Origin of the sequence: Methylobacterium sp. Leaf94 (assembly GCF_001426045.1) — a bacterium.
Classification (GTDB): Bacteria; Pseudomonadota; Alphaproteobacteria; order Rhizobiales; family Beijerinckiaceae; genus Methylobacterium.
Window position 1 is genome coordinate 15973 of the sequence record NZ_LMRM01000024.1, and the last position, 18988, is coordinate 34960.

18 protein-coding genes and 3 pseudogenes are annotated in these 18988 nt (G+C 61.3%); 14 read left to right on the forward strand and 7 right to left on the reverse strand.

The window, feature by feature from the left end:
- Positions 1-202: 202 nt before the first annotated feature.
- Complete coding sequence (locus tag ASG63_RS25300) at positions 203-661, forward strand: DUF4760 domain-containing protein (protein WP_156394196.1); 459 nt, start codon at positions 203-205, stop codon at positions 659-661.
- 11 nt (positions 662-672) lie between these two features.
- Here the strand turns inward: ASG63_RS25300 and ASG63_RS24265 are convergent, their stop codons facing one another.
- Both ASG63_RS24265 and ASG63_RS26485 read right to left on the reverse strand, forming a co-directional pair.
- Entirely contained in the window at positions 673-3780 is a 3108-nt protein-coding gene (locus ASG63_RS24265; RefSeq protein ID WP_082559313.1) for a DEAD/DEAH box helicase, read from the reverse strand.
- A gap of 80 nt (positions 3781-3860) precedes the next feature.
- Positions 3861-4295 (reverse strand): annotated as a pseudogene (locus tag ASG63_RS26485) (hypothetical protein).
- A 131-nt stretch (positions 4296-4426) separates the two neighbouring features.
- Here ASG63_RS26485 and ASG63_RS14330 point away from each other — a divergent pair.
- Together ASG63_RS14330 and ASG63_RS26490 are read left to right on the forward strand one after the other, a co-directional pair.
- Positions 4427-5179 carry an IS6-like element ISMex25 family transposase gene (locus ASG63_RS14330; RefSeq protein ID WP_043768345.1) on the forward strand — a complete coding sequence of 251 codons (753 nt, stop codon included), beginning with the start codon at positions 4427-4429 and terminating at the stop codon, positions 5177-5179.
- A 63-nt stretch (positions 5180-5242) separates the two neighbouring features.
- Positions 5243-5356 (forward strand): annotated as a pseudogene (locus tag ASG63_RS26490) (cytochrome c biogenesis protein CcdA); the annotation flags it as partial.
- Positions 5357-5410: 54 nt separating this feature from the next.
- Here the strand turns inward: ASG63_RS26490 and ASG63_RS14335 are convergent.
- Entirely contained in the window at positions 5411-6460 is a 1050-nt protein-coding gene (locus ASG63_RS14335) for a YeiH family protein (RefSeq protein ID WP_056160311.1), read from the reverse strand.
- Between the two features lie 132 nt (positions 6461-6592).
- On the opposite strand from ASG63_RS14335, the gene ASG63_RS14340 reads away from it, so the two are divergent.
- Positions 6593-6871, forward strand: coding sequence for a hypothetical protein (locus ASG63_RS14340; protein ID WP_244478466.1), 279 nt, complete (start codon positions 6593-6595; stop codon positions 6869-6871).
- A gap of 48 nt (positions 6872-6919) precedes the next feature.
- On the opposite strand, the gene sorB is transcribed toward ASG63_RS14340, so the two are convergent.
- The 4 genes from sorB to ASG63_RS14360 form a co-directional block, all read right to left on the reverse strand.
- Positions 6920-7246, reverse strand: coding sequence for a SorB family sulfite dehydrogenase c-type cytochrome subunit (gene sorB / locus ASG63_RS14345; protein WP_056160309.1), 327 nt, complete (start codon positions 7244-7246; stop codon positions 6920-6922).
- A gap of 11 nt (positions 7247-7257) precedes the next feature.
- Positions 7258-8451: a SorA family sulfite dehydrogenase catalytic subunit gene (gene sorA / locus ASG63_RS14350; protein ID WP_056187088.1), complete on the reverse strand. Its 1194-nt coding sequence runs from the start codon at positions 8449-8451 to the stop codon at positions 7258-7260.
- A gap of 35 nt (positions 8452-8486) precedes the next feature.
- Complete coding sequence (locus ASG63_RS14355) at positions 8487-9344, reverse strand: amidohydrolase family protein (protein WP_056217543.1); 858 nt, start codon at positions 9342-9344, stop codon at positions 8487-8489.
- A gap of 62 nt (positions 9345-9406) precedes the next feature.
- Positions 9407-10795, reverse strand: coding sequence for an MFS transporter (locus ASG63_RS14360; RefSeq protein ID WP_056217571.1), 1389 nt, complete (start codon positions 10793-10795; stop codon positions 9407-9409).
- 248 nt (positions 10796-11043) lie between these two features.
- Here ASG63_RS14360 and ASG63_RS24275 point away from each other — a divergent pair, with 248 nt between their 5' ends.
- The 10 genes and pseudogenes from ASG63_RS24275 to ASG63_RS14395 all read left to right on the forward strand — a co-directional run.
- Complete coding sequence (locus ASG63_RS24275; protein WP_082494103.1) at positions 11044-11928, forward strand: LysR family transcriptional regulator; 885 nt, start codon at positions 11044-11046, stop codon at positions 11926-11928.
- Between the two features lie 248 nt (positions 11929-12176).
- Positions 12177-12785, forward strand: a complete 609-nt coding sequence (locus tag ASG63_RS14370) for a recombinase family protein (RefSeq protein ID WP_056217547.1) — start codon at positions 12177-12179, stop codon at positions 12783-12785.
- Positions 12785-13219, forward strand: coding sequence for a hypothetical protein (locus ASG63_RS26495; RefSeq protein ID WP_082559314.1), 435 nt, complete (start codon positions 12785-12787; stop codon positions 13217-13219). The genes ASG63_RS14370 and ASG63_RS26495 overlap by 1 nt, the downstream gene beginning before the upstream one ends.
- A gap of 147 nt (positions 13220-13366) precedes the next feature.
- The gene (locus ASG63_RS14375) at positions 13367-13627 is read left to right on the forward strand and encodes a hypothetical protein (protein WP_056217551.1); all 261 of its coding nucleotides are present in this window, start codon (positions 13367-13369) and stop codon (positions 13625-13627) included.
- Positions 13628-14129: 502 nt separating this feature from the next.
- Positions 14130-14597 carry a MucR family transcriptional regulator gene (locus ASG63_RS14380; protein ID WP_056217554.1) on the forward strand — a complete coding sequence of 156 codons (468 nt, stop codon included), beginning with the start codon at positions 14130-14132 and terminating at the stop codon, positions 14595-14597.
- 224 nt (positions 14598-14821) lie between these two features.
- Positions 14822-15199, forward strand: a complete 378-nt coding sequence (locus tag ASG63_RS26500) for a hypothetical protein (protein WP_244479911.1) — start codon at positions 14822-14824, stop codon at positions 15197-15199.
- Positions 15200-15217: 18 nt separating this feature from the next.
- Positions 15218-16123, forward strand: a pseudogene (locus ASG63_RS14385) (alpha/beta hydrolase); the annotation flags it as partial.
- 33 nt (positions 16124-16156) lie between these two features.
- A complete protein-coding gene (locus tag ASG63_RS25310; protein ID WP_156394197.1) occupies positions 16157-16516 on the forward strand; it encodes a hypothetical protein in 360 nt (119 codons plus the stop codon).
- A 606-nt stretch (positions 16517-17122) separates the two neighbouring features.
- A complete protein-coding gene (locus ASG63_RS14390; protein ID WP_156394198.1) occupies positions 17123-18181 on the forward strand; it encodes a hypothetical protein in 1059 nt (352 codons plus the stop codon).
- Between the two features lie 460 nt (positions 18182-18641).
- On the forward strand, positions 18642-18988 hold a 347-nt coding region (locus ASG63_RS14395), incomplete at its 3' end, for a response regulator (RefSeq protein ID WP_156394199.1).

Here is an 18988-nt window from a genome sequence, read left to right on the forward strand (position 1 = left end):
CGCAGGACGTTCCCAGTGGGCTGAGCGGCATCCAGGGCGGCTTAACGTCAAGCCTGCTGCAGCGCGGTCTGACCTCGGCTTTGCTGCAATCTGCTCTGAATACCCCTCCCGCATCAGGACAGGCTGCGCCGAACGCGCCAGCTGCCCCCGCAAATCCACCTCCTGCTCAGACGCCCAAGAAGTAATTCTGGCAAGTTTGACTGTGACTGATCAGGATTGGACGATCGTTGCAGCGATAGGGCAAGCTGCTTCTGCTATTATCGCTGCAATCACACTACCCCTTATTTTTTGGCAAGTTCGTGAGTCTCGTAAAGCGGCAGATTTACAATCCTTAGAGACGTTCTTCGCCAACACTCTGGAACGAGAGAGTGCGTTTGTACGTGCGGCGACTCAGGAGGAAAAATCTCAGGCTTTCACTGAATACCTGAATTTCCTTGAATGCCAGGCAGCTGCTTTGAATGGCGCTATCCTTCCGAAGGTAAGTAGGGAGCTTGTCCGCGACAAAGTGGTTGATGCATTGGCACTTATTGAAGCTCAGAGTGCGTGGCATGCGGAATTGGAAAAAGCTATTCTGACACCAAACACGTTCACAAACCTAACAACGTTCATCCGGCGACATCGGAAATATATCAATCAAGCGAAAGCTGGTTCCGGAACGTGACGGTCAACCATTCAAGCCACGTAGGGTGCCAACTCAATTAATTCAGCTTCAGTTGCTATCTGGTCCGCAACTGCTGCAGTTGCAGCAGCTTTGACTAATGCGAGGCGGAACCGATCGTGATCGATGCAGGTAAGAAGCTGTTCGTCAGTCGCGGCAAGGACTGCTTCAGGCTCTACAAGCTCTGCTGCAACAAGGCGGCGGTAGTCACCACGCGTAAGATTGATGCCGGCATGGCGTGCTAGGCCGACGGCATGGCTAGAAATCCCGAGGGTCAAGCGAAGCGTAAGCCGATCAATGCGATCGCCGAACTGAAGTTCGGGATGCAGGAGCTCCGCCACACGCGCTGCCGTTCCCAGTAGGTCGGCTGTTCGACTTGCTATGCTGCGGACGGGCCCGGCAGCACCGTCAAAGACGCCTCCATGTCGAGCCAACATTCGTTCGATGACACTAATTTCCTCGCCTGAAACATAAGCGAGAGCCGCCACGGCACGCTTAGCACGAGCAGCCTGATCGGAAGCTTCCTTCATATCACGCGCCAAGCTACCCAAGATCGATTGCGGTACGCCTTGGTGGGCAAGAGCTGGCAGCCAAGACTGACCTTCCTTAGGGGTTCTTTTATTTAGATGGATATAAAGCTGATCAAGCTCAACGGTAGACTGCACTGCCGTCACAAGGGCTGGGTCGGTGATCTGTTCTGAGTGAGTACGCCTTAGGCAATCAACTAAGCGTATGATCGAAAGAACTTCCACTCCGCTTTCGCCAGCAAGCCGTCCGAGAGGTGTGAGTTCGTAACGCCCATCGGCGTGCGCTTCGATCAAACCGTGCTGAGCCAAGTCGGTCACAGCGGCGATGAGTTGATTATGCTGCCAGTTCCATCGACCAAATCGGAGTTCTTGCTGGAAAGCACCGTAGCTCGCTTCAAGAAAGGTCGCGATCTGCTCGGCGCTCATGCCGGCCCTAGCGCCCCCAACTGCACGCCCGCCCCCTACAAGAACCCTGACGATCAGTGACCGGGGATCGGTTTCCGCGTCCAGGAAACGTGACTGCAGGTCTTCCGGCGCAGCTGTAACGTAGCGGTCCCAATAACCATGAGCCTCGCGGGGAGTCATCGCCACAAGGTAGGACGTACCGCGCTCTGTGAACCCCAGGCGACCTGCACGTCCAACAAGATTTTTATATTCCGCTACTGAGTACGGCATGTCACCCGGATGGGTAAGCCCGGCAATCACCACAGACGACGCTGGCGTATTGACGCCCATTGCAAGCGTTGTGGTTGCCACGATCACGCGCAGCCCCGATCCAGGACGGCGAAATTCTTCCTCAATAACGCGTCTTTCCTCACGGTCGAGGTGTGAATTATGGAAAGCAACGCCGCCTGCAAGTACGTCACGCAAGGCAGCAGAGGCTTGGGAAATGTCGCCACCAGGCAGTCGGGCCAGTGCGTCTTGCGCGGGTGGCAGACCGAGTTCCCGTGCAAGGTAATTGGCACAGCCGCGCGTTTCCCCTCGCTGCTCGCGAAAGACAATTACCTGCTGCCCTTCTCCGACGAGTTTGCGAAGCAAGGGAATAATGAGGTCCTGACTTGAGTTCTTGCCAGAGTAGATCGGACGTATGATCGGACCATCAATCCGCGTTTCACCCGTCGCGGCATCAAGGTATTGCCAGCGGCCATCGGAAAGGATCAGTCCCTCGTCGAGCGGTACTGGACGTTCATCACGGCGCAGTAGACGGCCACCCAACCAGCGATCAAAGCCGTTCGTGTCACCGATTACGCCTGACAGCGCTATAATTTGAGGCTCAACACCGTCTCGCCTCCGCATACGTATTAGGGTCAGCAGAAACTCCAGGTTGGCCCCGCGCGAGTTATCAGCAACCATCTGAGCTTCATCGACGACGATGACAGCGACTTGCTCCAGCACATGCGGATGGGTCAGGACGACCGCGGCGAACTTCTCATAGGTGAGTAGCGCAACATCATACTGCCCTTTGAGGATTGGCGCGATGTCATCTGTTTCGCCTGTTGCCTCTACGGTCCGAAGGCCCGCAGCTCCATAAACAGACTCGAAATGGCGCTTCTTGTCAGCGACCAAAGCTTTGAGTGGCAGCAGGAACAGAGCACGTTTGCGCTCAATTACGCCTTTCATAGCCGACAACTCGCCAATCATCGTCTTTCCGGATGATGTCGGAGCAACAACAACTAAGTGCTGTCCGGCCAGGACTCCGAAGTCGTTGATAGCATCGAGTTGTAGTTGATTGAGCGATGGGATCGCGGCACCCCAAGCTTCAATCACATCAGGGGGGTACCCAAATGCAGCAAGGCTTGCGATCTCGGCCGTCGCACGGGCGCCTGCACGATCAGGGAAGGCGCGTTGGTAGCGCTCACCGGGCACAAAAACGGGCCAGCTTATCTCCCTATCCATCGTCCCGCGAAGCGCAGGATGCTGCGGATACCCGAATTGCCCGGCAGCGTCGACCACGCGGCGTGTGACGTATTCCAGAAGGCGAAAGACTGGCAGTCGCCCACCCTCGATAACCTCTGCAGCCCCCTGCAAAGCCTCGATAAAAAAATGGGTGAAGTAACCGTGACCAGTGCGAGGGTTTTCCCAAGCAGGCTCATTTGCAGCCGAAGCCGTTATGATCAGCCTGCCCTCTCCCGACATCTGGGCAAGCTGCGCCTCAACAGAGTTCAAGCGCCGTGGCACCGCTTCAACGCGAAGAACCTTGGCACCCATTCCGCCGGAAAAGCAGCAATCAAGGAGAATGATTAGACGCTTGGCAGGGATGCGAGTGAACCATTGGGTAAGATCATCGAGTGGAATAGCTGTCTCAGGGAGATTTCTAATATCAGCGTCATAGGTAATCAGTTCATGGCTTTCTGAACCGTGTCCAGAGAAGCTGATTACGACAGTGTCCTCGGGATCGCAGCCTTCCAAGGTTTGGAAAGCGGCCTCAATACCAGCCCGAGTCGCATCCTCGTCAGCGAGGAGAGTCGTGGCCCCGCCAAGAGTGTCTGAGAACAGGGTTTCTAGAGCGACTGCGTCTCTCCGCGCGCAGCTCAACCAATTGATGTGCGGAGACGCATAGCGATCGACACCAATGAACAGCCCGTGGAAACCCATACTCCTGCACACCCCCAAATATTGGTGTAGAATGTGTATCACCACACCATATGTTGATCAAGGATGCAGAATGGCAAACTTCAGTACCGAAACGGGTAGGGGCCTAGAAACAGGTCCCCCAGCGCCTTTCTATGCTGATAGGTAAACCACCGCAGGTGCTCCGTTCGGTCATGCAGGATGTGACAGCGCTGACAGAGCGCCTTGAGGTTCTTTGGATCGTTGTTGCCGGGATCGTGGTCGAGGTGGGCACAGGCCAGGTAGACGCGGGTGGTCTTAATCACTGTGTCAGCGGGCAGGCACTCGAGCGGAAGCAGCTTCAGCGGGCGGCCCTTGCCAGAGCGCTAGGTTCGCGCAGCCTCATCCCACCAGCGGCCGTCACCCAGGTGAACGACCAGCTAGCCATGTGGGCGGCCGCAGCCTTCACAGCACCCTTTGGCTCGTCCGAAGCGGATCACGTCGGATAGCTGCGCCCAGTCGATCGGGTAGAAAAAGCGGTTCTCCGGGCGGATCGGCATGGCGGTCAGCCTTTGGCCTGCTGGCTGCGCGCGCGGGCCTGCGGAAAATACGGCCCTGTCGCAAACCCGTGGCGTTTACCCCGCGTTGACCATAGAGCCCGCATGGCACCTCCTGTTTCGGAGGCCACCCCATGATCCTGTCCGCCATAGCCGCGAAGCTGAAGCAGCGCTCCAAAGCCGATTTCAAGGGCCGGCACTACGAGGCGGCCCTGATCGTTCAGGCCGTCGCCTGGTACCTGCGTTACCCGCTGAGCTATCGTGACATCGAGGAGCTGTTCCTGGAGCGCGGGGTCGAGGTGGACCACAGCACCCTGAACCGTTGGGTGCTCGCCTACGCGCCGTTGATCGAGAAGCGGCTGCGCCAATTTCGCAAGCCGCACTGCGGGTCGATCCGGATCGATGAGACCTACATCAAGGTGCGTGGTGAGTGGCGCTACCTCTACCGAGCTGTCGACAAGCACGGCAACCCAGTCGACTTCCTCCTCACCGCTAACCGCGATCTCGACGCGGCCAAGCGGTTCTTCCGTAAGATGCTGGCGGATCAGCCACTTCTTGCGCCCGATCGGATCGGCACGGATGGTGCCAGCACCTATCCACCCGCGATCGTGGCTGCGAAGAGCGATAGTCTTCTGCCCCACGCGCCGCTCCACTACGTCACCAAACATCTGCAGCAAGGCATCGAGAGCGACCACTTCCGGGTCAAGAAGAACATGCCCCGGATCGGCGGCTTCCGCTCCTTCCATACAGCGCGACGCACGATCTGCGGCTTCGAGGCCATGCTCTGGCTGCGGAAGGGCTTCGGTTTCGCCGGCGCGTGGACGGTCCGCGAGCAGAACCGTCTTCTCGCACTCTGCTTTGGGCTTCCGCAGGCGAACAAAGCGTGAAAGCAGAACGGTAGAGAGCCTTCCGCGGCCTGACACTGAGTTCGCGACAGGCCCTTCTCGATCGCCGGCTTGCCGGGTCAGTTCGGAGTCGGCCTGCTTCTCGGCGCAGTCTGGAGCCCTTGCGTCAGGCCGACGCTTGGTGCGGCATCCCTGCTCGTGTCCCAGGAACGCGACCTCACTGCCTCTTGTGCGCCTGAGTAGCCATCCTAGCGACTTTTGACGGTGCGTCGTTCAAGTGATGCCGAGCACGCGGATCAGCAACAGACTGACCCCGATCAGAACAGCCAGCGATGCAGTGACAGCGAGCGTGACGCGCCCACCGACGCGTGCAAGCACACGGACATCGACGCCAAGACCAAGAGCGGCCATCGACAACACGGTGAGGAACCCCGCGAGTTGGGTCAGCGGCTTCACCGCGACGTCCGGGATCAGACCGAGAGAGCGCAAAGTCGCTAGCGCCAGGAAGCCGAGGATAAACCATGGCACCAACTTGGTGAGGCCGAGCCGCCCAGCCTTCCGTGTTGGAGTGCCGGGCTCGACCGGAAGCCGCGAGGCAATCAGTGAAAAGGCCACCACGACGGGGCCGAGCATGAGAACGCGTACGAGCTTAACCAGCGTGCCAACTTGCGTGCTCAGGAGGCTCACGGGCACGGTCGCTGCCAGCACTTGCGGCACCGCGTAGACCGTCAGCCCCGCCAGCACCCCATACTGGTTATCGCTCATCCCGGCCAGCGGCACGAACAGGGGCAGCCCGAGCACCATGAGCACACCTAAAACCGCCGTGAAGGCAATCGAAGCGGCGATGTCCTTGGCTTGAGCCCCGATCACCGGCGCGACCGCGGCGATGGCTGAGTTGCCACAAATTGCGTTGCCACAGGCCACCAGGATAGCCATGCGCGCGGGCAGGCCGAACGCACGGCAAATGAGAAAACTCGTTACGATGCCGAGGATCACCGTTCCGACGATACCTCCCAAGAGCGCCGGGCCAGAAGCGAGGATCGCGCCAAGGCTGAGCGAGACTCCAAGCAGGGTAACGGCGACTTCCAAAAGCTGCTTGGCGGAAAAGGCAATGCCGGTGTGGAAGCGCGCATCGGGTGCCCAGGCAGTGCGCACTGCGATGCCGAGCAGGATAGCCAACACCAGGGCCTCAACATAAGGGTGACCGGAGACATGCTCTTCCAAGGCCTGCGCGGCCATGGCAATGAGCGTGATCACTACGCACAGGCCAATGCCAGGCAGAACCGATGCCGGCGAGACAGGCTTTTCGCGGAGCACTGCCATTGCGGGGGCTTTCTGGGATGCGTCTAGGCTCACGATGCGGCTTTGAGGCGTGTTGGGAAGAAAACGTTCGTTGGTTCTCCATTGCGGAGAAGTACTCTCTCCAGAGGGAGTGAAGTTCGGAAAACCCCTCCCTTGCTTGAGACGGCCTTGGGCGCGACATATCTTGTCATGCGCAACACTCCTGACACGTGGTCATCACCGATCACTTTCGATCCCTTCGGCGAGCCGGTCCCCGAGGGCGTTGCGCGCGCTTACAGATCTACCGCGGGCGACCACACCGCTCGCCGAATCGGCGGTGTGATATTCTGGAGCTTGGCGCTTCTGATCCTGGCTGGACGCATCTACGCCGCTGACCTGCCTGTGGTTCAAACGGTCGCCTCGTACGCCGCAAAGGTCGTGGCTCTGATCTGAGGCCTGAGCTATTTTTCCCAACCCGCGAATGCTGGGCTGTAGAAGCTTTTAATAGGTCGCTGTTAGGTAAGCGGCGATGACCTTGGCGTCGGCCTCAGCGATCGGCGCATGGTAGACTTTGATCATCTTACTCACCTCGGCTTCCCAGAACGCCTTGCCTTTCCCTGGCGGCTGCATCGCAATGTAGTCGACGGAGTGGCAGCTCATGCAGTTGGCTTGCGCCGCCTCGAAGCCGATTATGTGAGTCGTGTCCGTCCCACCTTGGGGTGCTCGCAGCTGTGCCGTGGGCTCGGGTAGCGCGTAACTCCGAGGCTCGGCCACGGCCGTGCCGGCAGCGAGTATGAGTGCGATGCTGGTGACAAGAAATCGCGTCATCCCATTCTCCCTCAAGCCGCCCGCACGCGGGTGCTCTCAACCACGTTGCGCATATAGCCGGCCGGGTTCCAGCGCGGTTCCATCGGCTGGCTCGTGCCATCGTTAGCCGTCGCTTTGACCCGAATGATGTGGGAGCCGGCGGGAAGGTCGACGTCCAGGGTCCAGGCCCGAAAGGCGTAACGCCCAAAATCCTGACCCAGCTTGGCAGGCAGCCAGGTTCCCCCATCGTTGGCGGAGACCTCAACCGTCTTGATGCCGGAGCCGCCGTCGAAAGCGATGCCGCGCAGCGGCGTCGAGCCCGCCTTCACGCTGGCTCCATCGATCAGGTTTGTGAGGAAGGAGCGCACGTTGAAGCGCCCGATCGGTACGGTGCTGGCTGCCGCCTTGCCGGGCTCGGTGCAGGCGCAGGGCGTGTCGGGGATACGGTAGGCGGTCTTCATCCAGAACCCCTCGAACGGCTTGTCGAGTACGGTGATCGCGTTGAGGTGCTTGACCCAGTAGGTGCCGTAGAGCCCCGGCACGACGAGGCGTAAGGGGTAACCGTTGAGCCAAGGCAGTTCCTGCCCGTTCATCCCCCAAGCCAGCATCACCTCGCCGTCGCGAGCGTGGTCGATGTTCAAGGCCTTCGCGAAGTCCGGCGTCTCCGGGATCACAGGTCCATCAAGCCCCTCGAACGCGACCTGGACGGAGCCCGCCTTTACGCCCGCCTTATCCAGCACGGTCTTCAGCGACACGCCGGTCCAGCGCGCACAGCCCATCGCACCGTTTGCGAGTTGGCCACCGGCCATACGTGGTTCGAAGAAGCCGCGGGAATTGCCTGAGCACTGGTTGACCGCGACGACCTCTGTTTGCGGCATTGCCTTGAGATCGGCCAGCGCGAGTGAAACCGGCGCTTCGACGTGACCCTGTACTGCGAGGCGGAAGGTGTCCGGGTCGATCTCTGTGGGGATGTCGGCGAGGTGATATCGCACGAAGAACGCGTCGTTCGGAGTGATCACCCCCTCGTCAAAGACCGAGAACGGCGTCTCGAGCTGCGGCGGCCGGGCCGTCATCTGCAACAGCGGGCGCTTGCCCGGATAAGCCACCAGTGGGCGCTCGCCATTGCCGAAGGGCAGACCGACCTCGGCCGCGAGGACCGAACGTCCGACCAGCGCTAGGGCGCCTGCGCCGAATAGGACCTCACGTCTGGGAATTTCTTTCCTCATTGCACACCTCTCTTGAAAAGCAGCTTCGGAGGTGGTCAGGCGCCGAGGCCGAGCCCCAGCAACCGGTTTGCGTTGCGCCAGAGTGCAGCGTCGAGTGCTTCTTCGGAGAGTCCGAGCTTGCGGAAATCCTCCACGCCCTGCCGCATTGGCCTGAACGGGAAGGAGGAGCCAAACAGGAACTGATCCCGCATGAAGCTGTTGGCCGCCTCAACGTAGAGGCCGCCGCCCGGCGCGAAGGTGTACATGTCGGGCGAGACGAAAACGTTCTCGTTGCGGAAAGCCACCGTCACCATTTCGGCGACGTTCGGGTAGAAGCCGTGGCAGCATACGAGCGGCAGCTTCGGAAAGGTCTTCGCCACCCGATCGACCGCGAGCGGGTCATTGAGGCGCAAGTCGGGCGTCGTCGGGCCAGACATCACGAAGGCCGGCACCCCCAATTCTTGGCACAGCTCGTAGAGCGGCATCAGGCGCTCGTCGTCGGCGCGCATGGCTTCTCCGTAGAAGCCAGCATCGAGGTTGACGCCTTTGAAGCCGAGCTCGGTTACCGCGCGGCGGGCTTCGGCCACGGCAGCATCACGGCCGAGCTCCACTGGGTCCACCGAGGCGATGCCGACCAGCCGCTTCGAGTTGTGTCGAGCGACCGTAGCAAGGTCGTCGTTGGCAATCCGCACGCCCGGCACCGAGCGGGCGACCATGACGGCGACGTCGATGCCCGCCCCGTCCATTTCCGCAGAAAAGCCCTCAACGGTCATGCCTCGGGTAAAGTGGTCGATCTCGCGGCCGCCAACACGCCCGTTCAGCCAGCGCACAACGCCGTACTCAGGAGTGTCAGGCGCCCCGCCAAAGAACTTGTGCAGGAAGGTCGGGCGGCTACGCATGTCTACGATCGGCATGGCTTCTTCACTCCTTGTTAGGGGGAACCCGGCGCACGATCCCGAGCGCCAGGTTGGTCAGATCAGTGAGAGACCGTCTCCAGCACCTTGCCGCGCGTCTCGACGCCAAGCGTCAGGACGAGGAGAGCTGCGATGAGGAACCCACCCGCACCGACTTGGAAGGCAGTGGCGGGGCCGTAGTTCTGCACCAGCACTGGCACGATCATGGGCCCAAGGATGGCGCCGATCCGCCCGAAGGCCGAAGCGAAACCAGCTCCCGTCGCCCGGGCACGGGTGGGGTAGAGTTCCGGGGTGTAAGCGTAGAGACAGCTCCACATACCGAACATGAAGAACTGCATCACGAAGCCCGAAACGAACAGCCACGTCTGATCGACGGCGTTGCCGTACAAATATGCAGCGATTGCCGAACAGATGAGAAAGGCCGCCGTGGTCGGCTTGCGTCCGATCTTTTCCAAGAGTAGCGCCGCGGTGAAGAAGCCGGGGATGCCGCCCACCGTGATTAACGTCACGAAGCCTACTGAGCCGACGATCGAGAAGCCACGCTCCTTCAGGAGCACCGCGATCCACGAGTTAAGGCCGAAGAAGCCGATTAACGCGAAGAACCACATTCCGAAGGCCATGACCGTGCGCAGGCGGTACTCAGGCGAGAACAGGGTTGCGATTGGGTTTTGATACGGTACGGGCGCCGTGACTGCGTCTACAAGGGACGGCGCTACCGGCGGTAGCGGCCGGCCAGTGGCCCGTTCAACTTCCCGCTCCATCGTCGCCATCACGGCTTCGGCCTCAACGTGGCGGCCTTTGTCGGCGAGCCAGCGCGGGGATTCCGGCATGGAGCGGCGCACTAACAGCACCACCATCGACAGCAGGCCCACAATCACAAAGGCCCAACGCCAGCCGAGATAGGGCAGCACGAAGAAGCTGATCGCACCGGAGAGCACGTATCCGATGGCCCAGAAGCCCTCCATGAAGGCGATGTACTTGCCGCGCACGTTGGCCGGCACAATCTCCGAGACCATTGCTTGCGCGACCGGCGCCTCGCCGCCGACACCGACACCGATCAGGAAGCGGCAGGCCATCAGGACCGGCAAGCTCCAGGCCGCCGCGGCCGCGAGACTGGCAAGTCCCCAGACCACCATCGTGACCTGGAATACGGCCTTGCGCCCGAAGCGATCGGCGGCAGTACCCGCCACAATGTTACCGAGAAGCTGACCTGCGAAGGTCATCGCCGCGAGCTGGCCTGCCTCAGTGGGCGTGAGCCCGAAGGCGACAACAATCGAACCTAGCAAGAAGGTGAGCAGCGCCACGTCGACCTGGTCGACGAGCCAGGCGGAGGCGATGATTGCGAACACTTTCCGCTGGTAAGCCGACATCGGCAGCCGCTCCAGCCTTCCGGCGATGTTGGCCGTGGCAGCAGCAGCGGCTTGGTTTGAAGCGGTGATTTCGATCCCCATACCGATCGGGGGGTCTGTGGCAAGGTGCATGGCGTGTCTCCTGGACGTTCCCTCGTTGGCGTCCAGGACGTGCGCCGCGAACGCCGCCCGGACTTTCTTGAGCGTGTAACCAGCCCCTCATCCGTTCAGAGAGAACGAGCTAGAGGGAGCATCATTTTTCTTATTTTGCTCGTCCCGCAGGATAACTTTGCTCCCTTTTCCACGATTCGCACTAATATAATTCCATTTTGGCCTTATAAGCTGTGGTTATGGCTCTCAATCTTCACCTCCTGCGCTTCTTCGCGACCGTAGCTCAGACAGGCAGCTTCTCCCGAGCGGCTGAAGAGCTGCACGTCAGCCAACCGGCGATCTCGCAAGGGGTACGGGATTTCGAACTCCAGGTGGGATGTCGACTGCTTGACCGTGGCGCCCGAGGAGTTCGGCCAACCCGAGAGGGCGAAGCCCTGCTGCGACATGCCAAAACTCTTTTCGCCATGGAGCGGGCGGCTGAAGAAGAACTGTACGCTCTGCGGGGACTAGGGAGCGGGATGTTGCGGATCGGCGCAAGCACCACAATTGCAACTTACATGATCCCAACTTACCTCGGCATTTTTCATCGTGCGTATCCTGGTGTTGAACTCAGCATTATTAGCGCCAATACGCGAGCGATCGTGGCCCTTCTGATCGAGCACGCAATCGATGTCGCATTGGTTGAGGGACCTGTTGAGGAACCAAGTATTGTCAGCGAAGCTTGGCGTCAGGACGAGATGGTTTTAATCGCCTCGCCTGACCACGCCTTCGCGAACGCAGCTGAGCCAATTGATCCAGCGCGCATTTCGGAAGAGATTTTTATCGTCAGGGAGCCAGGCTCCGGATCACGTGAGATCGTCTCCGAAGCACTAAGTGCCAATAAAATTTGCCCAATTCGCCGTCTGGTGGTTGGCAGCACGGAGGCGATCAAACAACTTGTAGCGAGCGGCCTTGGTGTAGCAATAGTCTCGGTCGCTACAATTCGTGACCAGATTTCCATCGGGACAATAGTCGTCGTCCCGGTCCGTGATCTGCGGATCGAGCGGATCCTATGGCGGCTGAGCGTGGTGGGACGCCTTTCTAATCCAGCGGCAGTTAAATTTGATAAGCTAATACATCTATAAATCAAACCGTCATACTCACGATCTTTAAATCGGAGTTTTTATTGATGAATGTAAAACGCTCGTGCATATAGAAACAAGCTAATTCCCTCTGCTTCAAGCGCAGGAATTATTTTTGCGAGGGAAAACGATCGTTTTCCCGTCATTCCTGTGTGGTCCGGTCCGCGCGGCCTCAAACCGCCTTCTTCTCGTCGGGAAAATATGACCGGATTTCTATTGCGGATTAAACGCACCTGAATCACTATCCCGACATGCTCGTCGGATATGCCCGCGTCTCCACCCTCGATCAGAACCTCGACCTGCAGCGCGACGCGCTGACACGAGCCGGGTGCGAGCGGCTGTTCGAGGAGAAGAAGTCCGGCAAGGCCGGGACCAAGCGTCCCGAGTTCGAGGCGGCGCTCGCCTACCTTCGACCCACCGACGTGCTCGTCGTCTGGAAGCTCGATCGCCTCGGCCGCTCCCTCGTCGAGATGATGCGGACAATCGACTCCCTGCGCGTGAAGGAGGTTCACTTCCGCTCCCTCACCGAGCAGTTCGACAGCGACACGGCGCACGGACGCTTTGCGCTGCAGATGCACGGCGCCATGGCCGAGTACTTCCTGGATCTGAACCGCGAGCGCACCATGGAAGGGCTGAAGGCGGCCCTGGCGCGAGGACGGAAAGGGGGACGGCCCAAGAAGCTCACGCCGGCGGACATCGAGGTAGGTCGCGCCCTGCTGCACTCGGGCACCATCTCGATCGCGGCCATCGCCAAGCGCCTCGGGGTCAGCCGGGACACCTTCTACAGCTACTTCCCCCAGGCACGCACCCGCAGCCAAGCAGACGTAGCCGCCGCGGCGATCCGGCAGGCATCCTCTTGATGCCGATCCGCCGCGAGCACCGCTTCTTCTACCCCATTGACTGGCCACAGCTCTCGGCTGTCATCCGCTTCGAGCGAGCCAGGGGACGTTGCGAGGTTTGCGCCCGTCCTCATGGACAGCGCGTCTTTCATCTCGGCGATGGGCGCTGGTGGGATGGAGAGGCGAGCTCCTGGCGGGATGGGACCGGGCGCTTCATCTGTCTGGCGATGGGAGCCGATGACGTTCTGGGAAGCGTGCGCACCACGCGCGTGGTTCTGGCCACCGGGCACCGCGATCACGACACGGCGAACAATGCGGCTCGGAACCTCGCTGCCTTCTGCCAACGCTGCCACATGAATCATGATCGCCCCGAACATCGGCGTCGGCGCTGGTATACCTTGTTCAAGCGCAGAGCTTTAGGCGATCTCTTCCGAGGCCCATACCAGGATCGTTGAAACCGGATGCGGCGAGCCCGGGTTTAATCCGAGCCACCGCGTGTTCCTTGGCACGTCAAGAATGTAATGGCCTCCCCATATTAGTTTCAAACAGAGAGAAACGAGCCAGACATTTGGTTCGTACTGTGAAGGAGCTATTAAGCCACAATGAAGGCCCGTATCGCCGCCCTCGCCACTGCCCTTGTCCTTGGCGTTGCTCCGATCTCGTCCGCCATAGCCTATGACAGCCCCTCCCGCTACACCTCGTTCGCCCCCTACGACGTCGAGACCACGGGCTCGGTCAACGATGTGCGCCGTCCCCCGGCCTATCTCGGTTGCCCGATGAGCTCGGCCGCCGAGGGCAACGCCAACCAGCAGAACTTCCCCACCCAACAGTACGGCCAGACCTCGGGCGGAAACCGCTGCTGATCGAAAGGAAACCTGGATGCTGCTGAAAGGCTTCTCCTACGCGATGATCGCTGCCTTCGCCGGCGGCCTCGCCTTCACGATCGTTGGCTCGGCCAACGCTTTCTTGAACCTGTAAGGCCCTACCCGCACTAATCTCGCGATGAGACCCGCCCAGCCCTGGCTATGGCGGGTTTTTCGCGGGGTTTGACGGCGTTTCGCGCCGCAGTGTGATGCTCCCCCTGGTAAGGGGTATCTTCCGCCTGTCCTCGGCCCACATCTCGAGGCCCTCCGGCTCACTAAAGAGAAGTCCGACAAGGACTCGTAACGTTCGCTCCGCACATCGTTTGGACATCTGACATGCGATGCCCCACGCCTTGGATCGCATCAGCGCAGCATGAGAAATGCCTAAGAGGCTATGGGGCATTGAATGTGCACGAATGCGAGAAGCAAGCCACATCCATCTTGAACACTAATCTTGTATCAGCCATGTCTCTATCTGAACTTATCACAACCAGATGGTAGCATGACGGACAGGCTGAACAACCAAACCACCGATTTGATCGACCTCGCCGGTGACATCGTCTCCGCCTATGTCTCGAACAATTCGACCCCGGCGTCCGAGTTGCCAGGCTTGATTCAGAGTGTTCATGCGGCGCTCACGCGACTCGCCTCCGGCTTGGTGGAGACCGCTCCGGAGGAGATCCATGAGAAGCCAACGTCCGCGCAGATCCGCAAGTCGGTGACACCCGGCGGCATCGTCAGTTTCCTTGACGGCCGGACGTACAAGACGCTCAAGCGTCACCTGACCGGCCATGGCCTCGATCCGCACAGCTACCGCCAGCGCTACGGACTTCCGGCGGACTATCCGATGGTCGCCCCGGATTACGCTGCCCAGCGCTCGGCCCTGGCGAAATCGATTGGCCTTGGCCGAGTCGGGGACAGCAGCGAGGATGCGCAGCCGAAGGCCAAGGGACGTGGCAAGGCGGCGTAAGGCCCAGCGCATGAAGGGCGATCGCCATGACCTACGGCTGTGGCGGAAGCCCGCGTGAGGCGCTGTTCGGGAGCAGGTGCGGCTTTCGTGACTCCGTCGCCACATTCATTCAAGAACCACCGGAGCGGACTGCCCGGCGCTGCAATCGCATCGTATCCCGGTCTTGACGGTGCGTGAACCAATCGCCCGTCCAGCCTTCCAGCGCGTTGTGCGAGGAGATACAGGTGTTCGAAGCCTTTGGGTTCGGGCGTATGATCACTGGCGGTATGGTCGGCATGACGGCAATCGCCCTGCTGACGGGCTGCGCCGGGCGTCCCAATGGCGTTCTCCTGCCCGTCGCGGGTGCCGCGCAGGTCGCGGGCACCTCCCGGGTCGACATGCTGGTCGCCACCACCCGCAAGGCCGCAGTCGACCGCGGCGTGCTGTTCTCGGGCGAGCGCGGCGAGGCGGTGACCTACACCGACCTGGCGGTTTCGATCCCACCCGATGCCATCCGTCAGCCGGGCTCGGTCCAATGGCCGAAGTCGGTCCCGGGCGACCCAGCTACCGACTTCGTCGCCCTGCGCGCCGACCCGATCGAGCGCGCGACGGTCCCAGCCTAGACGAACCGGGCCGTCCGGGGTTCGGCCAAGCGCCACGTCCTCGTCTTCGTGCACGGCTTCAACAACAAGTTCGAGGACGCCGTCTTCCGCTTCGCCCAGATCGTGCACGACTCCGGGGCCGAGGTCGCACCCGTGCTGTTCACCTGGCCCTCGCGCGGCTCCGTCCTGGCCTACGGCTACGACCGGGAGAGCACGAACTTCTCCCGGAACGGCCTCGAGACCCTGCTGCGCGACCTCGCGAAGGACCCGAACGTCGGCGAGGTGACGATCCTGGCCCACTCCATGGGCAATTGGCTGACCCTCCAGAGCCTGCGCCAGATGGCCATCGGCGAGCGCCGGATCGCCCCGAAGATCCGCAACGTCATCCTGGCCGCCCCCGACGTCGACATGGACCTCGCCCGGGCCGCGTTCCACGACATGGGCCGTGACCGCCCCCGCCTGACCCTGATGGTCTCCGGCGACGACCAGGCCCTGGCCGTATCCCGCCTGGTCTGGGGCGACAGCGTCCGCCTCGGCGCCATCGATCCGACGGTCGAACCCTACCGGACGCAGCTCGAGCGCGAGAACGTCTCCGTGCTGAACCTGTCCGCAGTGAAGTCGACCGACGCCCTCAACCACGGCAAGTTCGCGAGCGGTGACGTCGTCGCCCTCCTGGGCAAGCGGCTCGCCGACGGCCAGCCGATATCGGACGGGCAGATCGGCATCGGCGACCGGCTGGTGAGCACGGCCGCCGGCGCGGCCTCCACGGTCGCCACCGGAGCTGCCCTGGCCGTTGCCGCCCCCGTAGCCCTGATCGACCCCCAGACCCGCGAGACCTACGGCGAACACTTCTCGAACGTCGGATCCGGCCTGCGCGACACCGTCGGATCGACCGTCGATCTCGCCGGCGCACCGGTGCGTGCGCTCGAAAGCGGTGGGCGATAGGGGGCTACCCCTCATGAAGTCAGGGCCTGCAGCGTGAGGGGAGACGAGGCCGATATCGATGTCGATGTCCTTACCCATCGCGCCGGGCGTGAGGTTGAAATCCAACTCGCCGCAGGTCGCGACTTCGTCGACGCCCTGGAGCGGGGCCGCCTCGATCGTGGTCGGATCGACGCGGAGAAGAGGCAAGCTGACGAAAAGGGCCTCCTTGCTCACGCTGCGGGCTCGCTGTGCGGCGGGCCTTTCCTCCGAGCTCACATCGGCGGCGTCCGCGCACATTTTCTGTTTCTGTTTTCTGGGGCGCCACGTCGTATCCAGCGCTTCCAGGGCGCGAAACGTGCCCCCCGGCGGCTCGAGAATGAAGGTCACGATCGGCGTCGGGCCGTCGCGATGTAGGACTGCAGCCTGGACCAGATTGCCGTAGCGGGCGAAGAGCGAGGCACGCAGTGTGTCGGGCGACAGAGCCTCTCGCGTGAGCGGATCAATGCCTTCGCCCGTATCGCGAACCACGACCTTCTGGTGCGCAGGTAGAGATTTGATGAGGCCGTTCACGTCGGTGTATTTCGTCGCGGCCACGCGAGCCGTGAGATCGACCACGTAGTTCGGGTCGCCGACGAGCAGAACCGAGGCTTCCATCCCGCTCCCGCGCAGGGCCAGCTCGCTGCAAAGGTCAGGCACCTCGCGCTTGGCGACGAAGATTCTCGTGAGCTGAATATCGTCGATCACGGTTACTCTCCTCGATCAGACCGGTGGGGTTACGACCCTGAGACCGGCGTTGATGACGAGGATCGTGGGATCCTATGAAAATCGCAAATATCGAAAATGAGATTTTTTGGATCTGATCGATATTCTTATCAGGAGGACCCCAATTTCTTGGTGGGTGCACTGTCATAGTCGGTACCGAGTATGACAGTGTCCGCCCTCTATAGCCTTTCGATGCGAGTCCGGGCTTTGCGATTTTCAGAGGTCCTCGCCACCCTCTCTCAAACGAGGGTCGCGATCATGACGCGTACGAACTTCCTCCATATCGACCTCCACGCCCGGACAGGCGGCAGGGCAAATTTCGTGATCGACGAGCTCAGCCGGGTCCCGGGGAGTTGCGCGCACGTCGAGGATCCACTGCCGCCGATCCAGATCGCGGGGCCCCCATTTGCTGAGATATCGGACCAGCTCAATCGACGCCTGGGCGAAGCCTATGAGACGACAAAGCTAGGCGTGCGAAAGGAGATCCGGGTGACTCAGCGCGTCCTCCTCGCGGGGGTCGCCTCATATCCGGTCGCGATGCCTGAAACATGCGCGTCCCTCGCAGAACGCCGCAAATACAGGGCGTGGCGCGCCCGAGCAGCCAAGTTCTTTCTGGATCTTGCCAGGGCACACAACGCAATCTGCTCCATCGTAGCTCACCATGACGAGACATTTCCGCACCTCCACGCCGTCCTTATTCCGACAGACACTGCGATGTTGGCACCCGCGCTTCACCCCGGCTACGCCGCCCGGGAGGCCGCAGAGCAGGAATGCCTACGTCAGGGTATGCCCAAGAAGGAGGCCGTGGCCGCTGGCCGACGCGCCTACGCCCCCGCAATGCGGCAATTCCAGGATGCGTACCACGAGCAGGTCGGGCACCCGTCCGGGCACGCACGCCTGGTGACCGGTCGGGCGCGCCTCCCCCGGGGAGAGTATCTCGCCCTACGGATCTGTCACGATGCGCGAGATCAGGCGATCCTGGAGCGTGAGCAGGCCGAGCGCGAGCGCGCCGCAATCGTCGCCGAAACGGCGCGCCTCATAAAAATGGGCCGACAGGCGTCCGAAGATGTGATCGCGATGTCATTTTCGGAGGGCATGAGGGCCGTGCGCGATGGCCGCATCGAGGACATCGTTTACAATCCTGTCGACCACGTCGCAGATCTAATCCGCGGCCCTGACGTCGACGACGTGGAGTGGGAGCAGCTCCTCAACGACCTGGCCCCGGCTTGGGATCAGGGCCTACTCGCTGCTCTCGAAGCGCTGCTCGCGACCCGATCCAGGGGCCCGGCCATCAGGCGGGCGGGCGCCTACTTTTAAGATGCTCCGCACAAGCGACCCTGATGCAGGATCGGATCGCCATGGCGCGCGCGGCGCAAGCCAGAGGCTCATGCTCGACGTCATATTCCCGCATCGACACGCGCGACGACGACCAGGTTTGATCGTTTAGGTAACCGAAGGCCTGCATCCTGACCTCGAGCCACGTTGCGTACCGGCTCGCGTGTGAGATGGACGATCCTCCCCGCCGGCCCGTGAGCAGATCGGGCGGCGGGGCAGCTTCATTGGAAATTAACCATAACGATCCCATCTGAAGTTCATACCGATGATGGCTCTCGGGCCAGATCGGATGCGGCCACGATGCCGGGATAAGGTGACGCCGGATGTACGCGCACCTCGTCCCAGCGTCCGTGGCCGTCGCTTAATCCAGCCGCGCCGCAACCTTAACCGTTTGTTGCCGATGCGCGTTCAGGATGCCTCAACCTTTGGAGGATCCTGGCCCATGCGCGTTCTGCTGATCGAGGACGACGCTTCTGTTGCGCAGAGCATCGAGCTCATGCTCAAGTCCGAGAGCTTCAACACCTACACCACCGATCTCGGTGAAGAGGGGATCGATCTCGGCAAGCTCTACGACTACGACATCATCCTGCTCGACCTGACCCTGCCCGACATCTCAGGCTACGAGGTACTGAGGTCCTTGCGCGCCTCGAAGATCAAGACGCCCATCCTGATCCTGTCCGGCATGGCCGGCATCGAGGACAAGGTGAAGGGCCTCGGCTTCGGCGCCGACGACTACCTCACCAAGCCCTTCCACAAGGACGAGCTCGTCGCCCGCATCCACGCGATCGT